The following is a 13,031-nucleotide window of genomic DNA, read 5'->3' on the forward strand; positions in this document are numbered from 1 at the left end:
CATACACGGCGTGCGTCGCGAAAAAAGCGAAATCTTCGGGGGGAAATAGCGATTTCGCTGCGGAGAGTCGCTCTACCAGGCGGTGAACGGGCTGGAAGAGGGGCGAGCAGCCGAGGAGAAGGACCACAAAAAGCCGCGAAAACAGCCTGAAAACAGGCCTCGGCGGGGGTTCGGCGCGGCGGCGGAGATGAAGGAGGAGGAGGGCGCGCGCCGCGAGAGAGCGCGGCGCGCTGTTCCAGAAGGGCGGAAAACGAGCCGGATCAGCCGTTCGCGAGCTCGTCCGCGAGTTCACGCGCGACGTCGAGGTTCGCGTCCTCGGCGAGCGCCTTCTCGACGAGGAGGCGCGCCTTGCCGCGATCCCCTTGCAGAACCGCGAGCCTTCCGAGGTGGAAATACGCGAGCGCGCGGCCTCGCGACGTCGTGCCCTCGACCGAGCCCGGCGCCGTGATCTTCATCATCGTGACCGCACGAAGCGCGCGCGAAGCGACGTCGTGATCGCCCCGATCGATCGCGAGTTGACCGAGCTCGAGCGCGATCTCGGCGCTGCCCGCGTCGTTGTCGAACGCCTTCGAGAGCTGCTCGAACGCAGCGTCGTCATTGCCCGACGCGCGCTCGACGTGCGCGAGCGCGCGGTGCGCAGCCGCGAGCGTCCTCGACCGACGGCCCTCGTACGCACCAACGGCGCTCGTGGCGAGCGGGCGCGCCTCCTCGACGCGACCGGTCGCGACGTACGCCTCGGCAAGCACGATGACGGGCTCCCAAGCGTCCGGCTGTCGGCGACGCGCATCCTCGACGAGCTCGACCGCAGCGCCCGCGCCCTCGGGCGTGGCGAGGAGCAGGCGCGCGGCGTGGAGCAAAAGCTCGCCCGCAGCCGCGCCCTCGACGTTCGCCGCCGCCGAGGCGATCGAGGCCGCGGCGAGCTGGTGATCACCCATCTCGCTTTGAGCCCCAACGAGCTCGGCGACCAGGGCGCGATCGAGCGGGTCGATGTCGAGCGCGCGTTTCAGGATCTCGATGGCGCCCGGGAGATCCTGCTCCTTGTCGCGGAGGATCGCGGCGGCCTTGCGGAGGCAACCGACGCGATCTTCCTTCGAGGTCCGGCCTTCGGCCTCGATCTGGTAGACGTCCGCGACCTTGCGGAAGTCCTCCCGCGACTCGAAGCGCTCCTTCAGCTTGACGCCGAGGACGGTGCTCGTCGGGAACGCGCGGTAACCCGCTTCGAGAGCGCGATCCACGCCGTCCTCGTCGCCCTGCTCGGCGCGGATCGCGGCGAGCCTTTGCGCCGTCGCCTCCGCGGCCTCGCCCTTCTCGGCGCCGAGGAGCTTTTCGAGGGCGTCCGCGAGCTCCGAGGGATCCTCGGCCTTCTCGCAGAGCCGCACGATCGAGCGCAGCGCGTCGAGGTTCGTCGCGTCCCAGTCGAGGATGCCGTGGTAGGCGTCACGGGCACGGGCCGATTCGCCTTGCTGTTCGAGCAGCGCGCCGAGCCGCATGGAGAGCGACGCGACGGCCGCCGTGTCCTCGCGATCCTTGGCGAGGTCGATGCGACGCTCGAGGAGCGAGGCGAGATCGTCGAAGCGGCCCGCGGCTTCGAGCAAGCCGGAGAGCAGCGTGGCCGCCTCCTCGTTCGCCGGATCGTCGTCGAGCAGCTCCGTGAGGGTCGTGATCGCCTCGTCGGCGCCGCCCTCACGCTTCTGCGCGAGGCGCGCGCGTTCGAGGCGCATGCGCGAGCGATCCTCGACCGTCTCGAGCAGCGGGACGACCTGCTCGATGACGCGGCCGAGGGCCTCGTCCTCGCCGAGGCTCCGGTAGAGATCGGCGAGCGGGCCCCAGAGGTCGCGATCGGCAGGCTCACGCTCGAAGAGCTCGGCATAAAGCCGCGCCGCTCCGGCGAGGTCGCCGAGTTTGTCGCGCGCGATCGACGCGGCCGAGAGCAAATGGCCGCGCTCGTCGCCGGGGGCGGCCACGCGCGCGGCGCGCTCTTCGAGGGCATGCGCCTCGGCCCAGTCCTCGGCCGCGGCGCGCACCTTGGCGAGCGCGACGAGGGCCCAGAGGTCGTCCGAGGTATCGGCTACGCCCTCCTCGCGGGTGAGCGCGCGCCGCAGGACGGACTCGACGAGCGCCGCGTCCCCGAGGCCCTCTGCGACGGAGACGGCCTCGCGGTAGAGGTCGGCCCCGCGCTCGGGCGCGAGCAGGACGAGGGCGTCGACGAGCGCACGGGAGCGCTCGTGCTTTCGCGCGAAGCGCTCGAAGAGCGGGGCGATCAGGGCCGCGTTCTCCTCACGCTGGAGGCCGAGGCGGAAGATCGCCTCGGCGCGATCGGGCGAGGCGTCGAGCGAGAGAGCACGCTCGAGCGCGGGCACGCCGCGCGTCGCACCGCCGGGCTCGCGCAGCGCGAGCTCCGCAAGGCGGTAGAGGCCATCGGCCAGCTCGGCCGGCGGCGCGCTCTCGCTCGCGGCGGCGATCCGCTTTTCGAGCAGAGCGATCTGCCCCTCGCGGTCGCCGCGCTGCTCGCAGGAGGCTTCGAGCGCGCGCCAGACCTCGTGGATCCGCCGATCGCCCGGACGCTCCAGCAAGAGCGCCTCGGCGCGTCGGAACGCCTCGTCCGCCTGGGCCGCGTCGCCGCCCTCGCCGGAGAGCGCACGACCGAGGTGGAGGAGGAGATCGACGAGCGGAGGATCGACCGTCGTCGCGGCGACGAGTTTACGCAGAGCGTCGAGGTACTTCTCGACCGCGCCGAGGCGGCGAGCGAGCCCGAGCGCCGCGCGATGCGCGTCCGCGGAGGTCGGCCGCACGGAGAGCGCGCGCAGCCAGAGTGAGAGCGCGTCCTCGGCGCGGCCGAGGTGCTGCTCGTAGAGCGAGGCGAGCTCGGCGAGCACGGGCGCCGTGGCCGCCGCGTCGCCGCCCGCGCCTTCGAGCCGGAGCTCGAGCGCGCGCGCGAGGAGCGCGTGGTTCTGGCGGCCGCGGAGGGCGCGCACGAGGCGATCGGCCTCGTCCGGGCTCTCGCGCGAGGCCTCGAACGCGGACTCCACGTGCTCGGCGGAGCGATCGGGATCGCCCTGGCGATCGGCGATCTCCGCGAGCGCGATGAGCACCTCGGTGCGCGTGACGGCGGGCGTGCCCTGCTCGTCGCGCAGGCGCCGCACCATCATGAGCAGCGAGCGGTACGTGCGCTGCGCCCGATCGTACTGGCCCTCGTCGAAGGACAGGCGCGCGAGCGCGAGCAGGATCTCCGGGTGCGTCGGGTCGATCTTGAGCGCGACGTCGAGCTCGGCGAGAGCGGCCTTGCGATCGCCCGACGACAGGAAGACCCGCGCCAGGTAGTAATGCACGATCGCGCGGTCCTTCGGGCGCCGGCTGCCGTAGGCGTCGATGATCTGGCGAAGGATGTTCGACGCCTCGTCCGAGCGACCCGCGGCGCTGAGCGCGTCGCAGAGCGAGAGCTTGATCGCGCGGTCGTCGGGCGTGAGCTGCGCCGCCTGCTCGAGCAGCGGGACGGCCGCCTCCGGCTTGTTCCGCTTCGAGAAGTGCAGGTCGGCGGCCTCGCGGAGCAGGGCCGTGCGCTTCGCGGCGTTCTCGGTGTGCGCGGCCTCGATGGCGATGAGCTCGGCGAGCGGGCCCCACGCCTCCGCCTCGCGGTAGAGGACCGAGAGGCGAGCGCGGAGCGGCGCCGGGTCGGCCACGCGGCCCTGGGCCTCTTCGAGGCGCTGCTGCGCGAGCGCGGGCTCGCCCGAGGCGATGTAGGCCTCGGCGAGGCGCAGGACCGGGTGCGGCGAGGCGTCGGCCGGCGCGTCCGCGCAGATGGTCTCGAGGACCTCGGCGGCGGCCGCGTGATCGCCGCGCGCCGTGAAGAGGCGCGCGAGCGCGTCGAGCGAGGCCATGTCGCGGTACCGCGCGGCGCGGCGGTAGTCGCTGATCGCGCGCGGCAGATCCCCGACGCGCGTCTCGGCGATGATCGCGGCCCGTCGCCACAGCTCGGCGGCCGTCGCCGTGTCGCGATCGGCCTCGCGCCGCGCCGCCTGGTCCTCCCAGAGCGACGCGAGCGCGCCGTGGTCGCCACGCTCGCCGAAGAGCTCGGCGAGTTTGTCGACGGAGGGCGCGTGCGAGGGGCTCTCTTCGAGGTTCTTGCGGAGCGATCCGATCGCGCGATCCGCCTCGCCGGACTCGACGAGCAGGAACGCGAGGTCGACGCGCAGATCGACGCGCGCGAGGACGTCCTCGGCCACGGAGATCTGGCGCTCGCGCAGGGTGAGCAGATCGGCGCGGCGCCCCTCCTTGCGATAGAGTTCTTCGAGGCGCGAGCCGACGAGCTCGTCGGTCGGATCCTCGGCGAAGAGCTCCTCGTAGATCGCGATCGCCGGCTGCGCGTCGGAGATCTCGGCGGCCGCGAGGCGAAGCGCGCGGCGACGCGAGGGCTCGAAGGGCAGCTTCGCTCCGTCGAGGCAAAGCGCGACGACACGCGCGAGGTCGCCCTCTTCGCGGCAGATGCGCACGAGGACGTCGAGCGCCCACGCGGCGAAGGTCGCAGCCTCGCTGAGCGGGTCCGATCCCTCGCCGATCCAGCGCGCCTCGGCCTTCTGGAGCATGGCCTCGGCGATGCTCTTCGCGAGGCTCGGGTCGCCCACGTGGTCGCTCGCGACGCTGACGGCCTCGCGGTGGAGCGGGAGCGCGTCCGCGGAGACCTCGCTCAGGCGCAGCAGCGCGTCGACGAGCGGCTTGCCCGGCGTGTGGCGGCGAAGCTCGACGAGCGCCGCGAGCATCTCGGCGTTCGCCGGGTCGTACGTGAGCGCGCGCTCGATGGCGATCTCGGCGGAGCGCGCGTCCCCGCGGCGATCGCGGTGCCAGAGCGCGACGCTCCACCAGAGGGCCCGCGCGACGTCGGGCGGGACGTCGCCTTGCGCCTCGATCGCCGGGAACGCGTCGGCGACGTCGGCCCAGCGATCCGCGGTCGCGGCGAGGCGCAGGACCTCCGCCGAGAGCTCGGGCGTCTTCGCCGCGGCAAACGCGCGCCACACCGCGTCGAACGCGGCGGACGGGTCATTGCGACGGTGCTCGTGCAGCGACGCGGTCTCCGTGAGGATCGCCGTACGCTCCGCGGCGGACGTCGCGGCGGCGAGGCGCGGTTCGAGCAGATCGATGGTGCGCTGCCAGTCGCCTGAGGCCGCATAAGCCGCCGTGAGCACGCGGACGGCGGACGCGAGGATGGGCCTGCGCGCCTCGTCGTCGAGGTCGATCAGCGAGAGCAACGATTCGAGGCCGGAGAGCGCGAGGCCCCCCGGATCGGCGCAACGAATCGCGGCCTCGTAGCTCGCGACGGCCTCGGCCCACTGCGCGGTGCGATCGCGCTGCACGTCGCCGAGGCGGCGGTAGAGCTCCGCCGCGCGGGCGACGTTCGTCCCGGCCTCGTCGGCTTGCGCGGCGCTCGCGCGGAGCAGCTCCACGAGGTCGGGCCAGCGCGCCGCCTTTTCGAGGAGCCGGGCGAGCGCGTCGCAGCTCTCGTCGTCGGCGCCGAAGCGAGCGCGCACGCCTTCCCACACGGTGATCGCGCGGGCCACGTCGCGGAGATCCTGGTCGCAAATCGCCGCGACGCGCACGAGATCCTGCCGCGCGGCGTCACCTTCGGTGAGCGCGGCGCGGCGCTCGAGGACCTCCGCGAGCTCGCCGAAGCGGCTCTCGGATTCGAGGTCGAGGGCCAGGCCTCCGAGCGCGTCGAGGTCGCGCGGCTCGTCCGTGAGGCGAGCGCGATACGCCTCGATGGCGCGCGGTTTGTCGCCGAGCTCGCTCGACGCGATGCGCGCGACTTCGAGCAGCGTGGCGCGACGCGCGTCGGGATCCTTTTCGAGGCGCGCGAGCCGCTCGAGGACCTCGCAGCGCTCCGCCGAGCGGCCCTCCTCCGCGAGGAGGCGCTCGAGGTCACGCGCGGGCCCGACCACGAGCTCGGGGTGCTCGGGTTCGAGTGAGAGGATCGTGCGGCCGAGATCGATCGCGCGGCTGCGGTCGCCGAGCTTCTCGACGTAGATCGCCGATGCCCGCGAGAGGAGCTCGATCTTGAGCGCGCCGGCTGCGCCCTCGGAGACCGTGACGAGGACCTCGGCGAGCCGATCGAAGCGATCGACCCGCGCGGCGAGCCGCTCGAGCTCGGCGCGGTGGCTCGGCTCGGCGGGCTCCAGCGCGACGAGCGCGGCGAGGCTCTCCAGCGCGCTCGCCGGGTCGTCGAGGACGTCGGCGCGCAAGGAGACGATCTCGCGCAGGAGCGCGCCGCGCCCGGTCGGATCGACCGCGGCTTCGAGGCGAACGGAGAGCACACGCGCAAGATCCTCGTGGCGCTCCTCGCTGCGGTAGCGCCGTTCGAGGACGACGGCCGCGCGCTGGCGGGCCGTGTTCTCGGCCTCCGCGCTCGGGCGGATCGAGAGCGGCTCGTCCGAGCCCGTGGCGGCGAGGACGCGCTCCAGGAGGTCGAGCGCCTCGGCGCGCGACGGCTCGACGGAGAGCATCTCCTCGACGACGCGGAAGGCGGCGTCGGGCTCGGCGACGCCGTCGAGCCAGAGCGTGGCGATCCGCGCGCGGAGCTTCTGCGCCGCCTCGACGTCGAGCGAGGCGAGCTCGTGCGAGAGCAGATCGATGAGCGGGCGGTGACGGCCGAGGCGCTCGTAGAGCCGCTCGAGCGAGGTGCGGATCTTCTTGTCGCGCGGCTTGAGCGGCAGGAGCTGCTCCAGGTACCGCACGGCGCGATCCGGATCACCCGCGAGGTCCTTCGCCGACTCAGCCGCGTCCTCCAGCAGCTCGACGCGCGCGAACTTGTCGTCCGTGCGCTCGATGGCCTGGTCGTAGAGCGAGAAGAGGTCCGCCCAGCGCTCGTTCTGGTTGTAGGCGAGCTTCAAGCGCTCGAACGCCCAGAGCGCGTCGGGAGCGACGTCGACGACCCGGCGCAGGAGCTTCATGACGGCGTCCTGGTCGTCGAAGAAGAACTCCTCGTGGTAGTCGACCGAGCGCCGCCCGAGGTCGTCAAGCGTGTCGGGATCGAGCTCGCGCACAGAGTCGGATTCGAGCTTCTTGCGGTAGGCCTCGGCGACGAGATCGGGCCTGTCGGCGTCGCGGCCGAGCTGCTCGGCGCGATCCCAGAGCGCGGCGTCGTAGGGCAGCTCTTCGACCGCGCGCACGGCGAGGTCGAGGGCGATCTCCGGCGCGGCGCCCGGCCTGTCGAGCAGCCGCGTGAACCAGCCTGCGCGGAGATCCACGAGGTCACTCGCGTCCGCGGGCGTCGCGATGAGCAGCTTGAGGATCCGCGCGGCGATCGACTCGTCGTCCGTCGTGTCGCAGGCGCGCTCCAGCATCTCGGCTGCACGCCGGCGGGACTCGGGCCGCGCGAGCGCACGTTCGAGGAGCACGAGCGCGCCCTCGTTGCCCGGCTCGGCTTCGAGCACCGGCTCCACCGCGGCGAGCGCCTCGTCCACGCGGCCGAGACGATCGAGGAGGAGCGTCGCGAGCTCGAGCTCGAGCGCCGTCCGTTCTGCGCCCTCGCGCAGATCACGACGCGCTGCGATCATGGCCGCTGCGCCCTCGACGTCGCCGACGTCCAGAAGGAGACGGCCACGCGCCGCGAGCGCCGCGTCGTTCTGCGGATCCTGCTCCAGCACGCGTGCGTAGAGGTCCGCGGCCGCGCGCGGGTCCTTGAAGACGTTCTCCTCGGCCGCTGCCCACGCGAGCAGCGCCTCGATGCGACGATCGCCCTCGGCGCGCTGCAGGCGGAAGCCGAGCACCCAGCGGCGATCTTCGAGCCGCGCCTGCGACGGCGTGCTCCGATCGAGGAACGCTTCGAAGGCCTCGACCGCGGTCCAGGGATCCGACGCGCTCTGGATCATGCTGCGGTACGCAGCCGCCGCGTCCTCTTGCCGATCGGGATCGGCCGCGAGCACACGCGCACGCGCCGCCTGGAGCGCCTCGCGCGGGCCTACGTCGAGCGCGCCTTCGTCCGCGAGGAGCGCCTCCGCCGCGCCCACGAAGCGCAAGGTCGCCTTCGCGTGGATGGCCGCGTCCTCGAACGCGAGCAGTTTGTCCGCGCGCTCCGCGGCATCGGCTGCGGTGCGGAAGAGTACCTCGTAGACCGCGGGCAGCTTCTCCCACGCCTCGGAGCGGCGATAGAGCTCGACGAGCCGCTCGGCGGCCTCGCGATCGTCGGCCGAGAGCGCGAGCACACGCTCGAAGAGGCGCTCGGCGAGTGCACCGTCTCCACCGCCGTCGGCGAGGTCGCCGGCACGCCGGTAGTCCTCGATCGCGGCGGCCGTGTCCCCGAACGCCTCGGCCTTCAGCGCGGCGAGGTGTTCGAGCCAGCGCGCCTCGGCGAGCGGGCCGTCCGCGGTCGAGATGCGCCGCTCGAGCAGCACACGATAGAGATCGTTGTCGCCCGCTTTCCGAGCGAGGTCCGCGATCCGATCGAGCGTCTCGTCCGAGAGCGTGGTGCCCTCGTCGAGCAGGCTCCGGTAGTGCTGCCGCGCGCGATCGATCCACCCGCGCGAGGCGGACAGGTTCGCCATGCGGAGCGTGATGGCCGCGCGCTCCTCCGCGTCGGCCGCGCGCTCCACGCCGGAGGCGAGCGCTGCGTAGAGGCCCTCTGCATCCGAGCCTTCCTCCAGCACGTCGAGCAGCGCCTCGTACGCGCCCCGATCCCCCGCGTCCTCTTCCAACGCGCGACGGTACGTGGCCGCCGCCGCCGCGAGATCGCGCAGACCACGACGCTCGATCGTGCCGATGGAGTGGAAGATCTGCCGGCGCCGATCCGGATCCGTCGTCGCGGCGAGCGCACCCTTGTAGAGCGCGAGCCGCTCCTGCGCGTTGCCGTGCTTCTCCAAGAGGCCGTCGATACGCGCGATGAGGTCGGGCGACGACGGCTCGAAGGCGAGCGCGTTCCGGAGCACGGAGAGCGCGCCGACGAAGTCGCCGTAAATCGCGAGCGCCTCGCCCGTGGCCTTGGCGAGCTCCGCGATCGCAGGGTGATCGACGTTCCGGTTGCCGAGCGCCTGGATCAGGATGCCCGCGCGACGCGCGGCGTCGTCGCCCGCGAGGCGCTCCACGGTCGACAGCCACTCCGGCACGTCGTCGGCCATGTCGTTCGTCGCGATGCGCAGGCCGAGGCCCGCGAACTGCAGCGCGCGCTTCGTGTCCCCGAGCTCCCCTTCCGCGAGCTGCGTGGCCTCCCGCAACGCGGCGAGCCGATCAGAGGCGTCCTTCGCGACGTCGCCGCGCACTTCGAGGACCTTGAGCAGGCCCGGAGTCGCGCCTTCCTCGCGGTAGATCGGTTCGAGGACGTCGGCCGCGCCGAGCCGGTGCTCGCCGCTGCCGAGCATACGCTCCACGGCCTGACGGCACGTCTTGTCGGAGCGATCGAGGTCGAGCGCCTGGCGGTACGCGTCGAGCGCGCCCGCGCCGTCGCCGAGGCGGCTGAGACGAACCTGCGCAAGCTTCGCGAGGATCGCGATGCGCTCCTCCGAGGGCGCGAGGCCCGCCTCGGCGTCGAGCGTCTGCGCGAGTTCGTCCCAGCGCTGCTCGCGTTCGAGCAACGGAAGGATGCGCGCGTGAATCTCGCGCGTCGGTCCGTACGTCTGGAGGAACCTGCGCCAGCCGTCGAGCACCGCGCCGAGATCGTTCGAGCGCGCGGCGCGCAGATCGGCCGCGCGGAACGCGAGGTCACGCGCGGCTTCCCTGTCGGTCTCGAGCGCCGCGCGACGTTCGAGGACGTCGGCGAGCGAGACCTCGTCACCCGCGGCCTCGTAGAGGCGTTCGAGCGCGGGCAGCGCGTCGCTCTCGAGCGACGTGCCGATGAGCTTCCGGTATGCGGCGATCGCGCCCGCCGCATCCCCGAGCGTCTCCTCGCGCAGCCGCGCGAGCCGCTCGGCCGCGCCCGCGCGCGCATCCGGCTCGGGCTCGATGTCGCTCAGACGATCGAGCGCCGCGGCGAGCGCGCTCCAGTCGGAGGCCTGCTCGCACAGATCCGCGAGGGCCCTCGCCGCGCGCACGCCCGCGTCCTCCGCGAGCCCCGCGTCCACGGCGCTCTGGAACGACGCACGCGCGCGCTTCGGATCCCCCGTCTCCAGGAAGAGCTCACCGAGGTCGGCGGCGATCTTCGCGCGCACGAGCGGGTCCTTCGCGCCGGCCGAGGCGCGCGTGAGCACGCGCGTCACGTCGAGCCGACGATCGAGCGCCGCGCCGATCGAGCGGTACCGCGCGCGCACTTCGTCGTCGTTCGGATCGACCGTGAGGATGCCCTCGTAGAGCGAGAACGCGGCGCCGAGATCGCCGAGGTGCTGGTACTGCAGGGCCGCGAGCCGCTTCTGCGCTTCGAGCCTGCGCGGGCCGCGCACGCTGTCGATCTGGATCGTCAGCATGCGCGCGGCGTCTTCGTACTGCTCGCGCGACATGAACACGCTCTCGATGGCCGCGGCGGCGCGCGCGGCGAGCGTCTTGTGCGTGAGGAGCTGCTCGCACGTGCGCCACGCGAGCTCGCTGTCGGGGTTCTTCTTCAGCACCTCCTCTGCGTGCGGCAGCGCCTTCTCGATCTCGTGCAGGCTGACCGAGTAGAGCTCGATGGCCTGTTCACGCAGCGCGAGGAGGTCCTCGTCGGCCGGCGGCGGATCCGCGGCGATGGCTTGCTCGTAGAGCTTCGCCACGTCGGCGAAGCGGCCCGCGGCGATGAACCGCTCGGCCATCGCGTTGCGGCTGTCGGCGTCGGTCGGATCGAGCCGGAGGATCTGCTGGTGGAGCTTGAACGCCTTGTCCTCCTCGCCCGGGAGCGCGGCGAGGATCTGCACGGCGGCACGGAGGAACGCGAGCTGCTCCTGTTTGTCCTGCCGGTGCGCTGCCATCTGCGTGTACAGATCGGCGAGCTTCGTCCAGTCCTCGCGGTCGCGCAGGATGGCTTCGAGGCGCTGGAACGCGTCGACGTTGCCCGGCGAGAGCTGCATGACGCGCTCGAGGTGCGGCTGCGCCGTCGCTCCGTCGCCGGCGTAGTCGACGAGGAACGCCGAGGCGCTCAGCAAGAGCTCGATCTGCGCGGCCGGCTGGAGCAGGCGAATCTTCCGGTCGCGGCATATCGCGTCGTAGGCAGCGGCGAGCTCGGCGATGCGGTTGTCGCGATGAGCCGCCTGATGGAGCATGTCCCAGAGCTCTCCGGGGCTCGCGCCCTTCGCGAGGGCCTGAGCGAGCAAATCCAGGAGCGCGGGCTCGTTCTCGAGCGTCTGTTCCAGGGCCGAGGCAACGGTGTCCAGCTGCGGTACGGCGCGACCGGTCTTCGATTCCTGCATGTCCCTTCCCGAGCCGCCGGGGAAAATCGGCGCGGCGGAGAACGTATCAAGGATCGTTCGGACGGATCGCATTGATCTGAATCGGTCACGGGCAAAATCACGAAATGCGGCGGGAACCCGGGGGACCGGTCGGCCACCTCGCCTCGGGGGGTGGCCCGGGCCATGGGGCGTGGGTTACGCTGCGTCACCGTGCGGACGACACGTCGTGGCTTCCTCATCGGCGCCTCCGCGGCGGCGTGGACGCTCGGTTCGACGCGACGCGCCGAAGCCGAACGGACGATCGATCCCGGGGCTCCGGATCTCGACGTGCGCGACCTCGATCTTCCCGGCGATCGCGCGCTCGGCCGGCGCATGACGCTCTCGATCCCGCGCGGCCTCGATCCCACGAAGGACCCCGCGCCGCTGCTCGTCCTCCTGCACGGCCTCGGCGAGACCGGCGACGAGCGCATGGGCGCCTACGCGTGGCTCGAACGGTACGGACTCGCGACGGCGTACGCGCGTCTCTGCCGGCCACCCGTCGCGCGCACGGCGAAACGGCTGGACTTCACCGACGAACATCTCCGCGCCGTCAACGAAGAACTCACGCGCGCGCCGTTCCGCGGCTTCGTGATCGCCTGTCCCTACACGCCGAACGTCAACAAGGCGCCAAACCCGAAGGCCTCACTCGATGGATACGCGCGCTGGATCGCCGAGGTCGTCGTGCCGCGCGCGCGCCGCGAAGCGCACGTGGCGACCGACATCGCTCGCACCGCGCTCGATGGATGCTCGCTCGGCGGCTACGTCGCGCTCGAAGTCTTCTCGCGCCGCCCCGAAACCTTCGGCGCGATCGGCGTCGTGCAGACGGCGATCGGCGAGCACCGGGCCGCGGGGTATGCCGATCGCCTCGCCTCGATCCTCACCGCCCACGGCGCGCGCGGCGTGCACGTCGAGACGAGCACCGCGGATCCGTTTCGCGCGGCGAACGTCGCTCTCTCCGCCGAGCTCACGAAGCGCAAGGTCCCGCACGACGCGATCGTCTTGCCGGGCCCCCACGATCAACCCTGGCTTCGCGAGGTCGGCACACTCGAAATGCTCCGCTGGCACGACCGCCGCTTCCGGGGTTTGTCCGTGCCAAACCCCTGAGCACGCGGCGCGTTACGCCTCGCCCACGCTCCGCATCGACATCATCACGGCGGGCGTGAGTCCGTGCAGCGCGTAGGCGCGCTCCCACCGATCGTCGACGTTCACGTCGAAGAGCACGCCCTCGTCGAGCGGCGTCGGCAACCACGCGCCCGTCCCGATCTCCCGTTCGAGTTGCCCGGGCCCCCAACCGCTGTACCCGAGCATCACCATCCGCCGCTTCGGATCCGGCGCGCCCGCGTGCGAAATCCGCTCCTGCACGAACTCGTCGAACGCCACGCGGCGCGACGTGATCCGGATCCGCGCGTCCACCGCGAGCACGCCCTCCTGCTCTGCGTCGAGGCTCGGATCCACGCAGAGGATCCAGCCCATCGTCGGCGCCACCGGGCCACCGAGGAACACCGGGCCCTCGTCCTTCGACTCGGGACCTTTGTAGCCCGCGAGCTTCAGCACCTCGCCGAGCGACATCGGGGCGACGCGGTTCACCACGAACCCGAGCGCGCCGTCCTCGTTGTGCACCGCGAGCAGCACGACCGTCCGATCGAAGTTCGGATCTCCGAGCGGAGGCGAAGCGATCAAGAACCCGGGCGCGAGCGAGCGGTGGGCCGTCTTCATCCG

Annotated in this window: 3 protein-coding genes; 1 reads left to right on the plus strand and 2 read right to left on the minus strand. The window is 72.3% G+C overall.

All coding sequences use genetic code 11. From position 1 onward, the window contains the following. Positions 1-260: 260 nt before the first annotated feature. Positions 261-11,294, minus strand: a complete 11,034-nt coding sequence (locus QHF84_RS14020; protein ID WP_281313777.1) for a tetratricopeptide repeat protein — start codon at positions 11,292-11,294, stop codon at positions 261-263. Between the two features lie 189 nt (positions 11,295-11,483). Here QHF84_RS14020 and QHF84_RS14025 point away from each other — a divergent pair, with 189 nt between their 5' ends. Next, positions 11,484-12,416: a hypothetical protein gene (locus QHF84_RS14025; RefSeq protein ID WP_281313778.1), complete on the plus strand. Its 933-nt coding sequence runs from the start codon at positions 11,484-11,486 to the stop codon at positions 12,414-12,416. Positions 12,417-12,428: 12 nt separating this feature from the next. Here QHF84_RS14025 and QHF84_RS14030 read toward each other — a convergent pair whose 3' ends face one another. Then, complete coding sequence (locus tag QHF84_RS14030) at positions 12,429-13,028, minus strand: YqgE/AlgH family protein (protein WP_281313779.1); 600 nt, start codon at positions 13,026-13,028, stop codon at positions 12,429-12,431. Between the last annotated feature and the right edge of the window lie 3 nt (positions 13,029-13,031).

This window comes from Polyangium sp. y55x31, assembly GCF_029946505.1.
Lineage (GTDB): Bacteria > Myxococcota_A > Polyangia > Polyangiales > Polyangiaceae > Polyangium.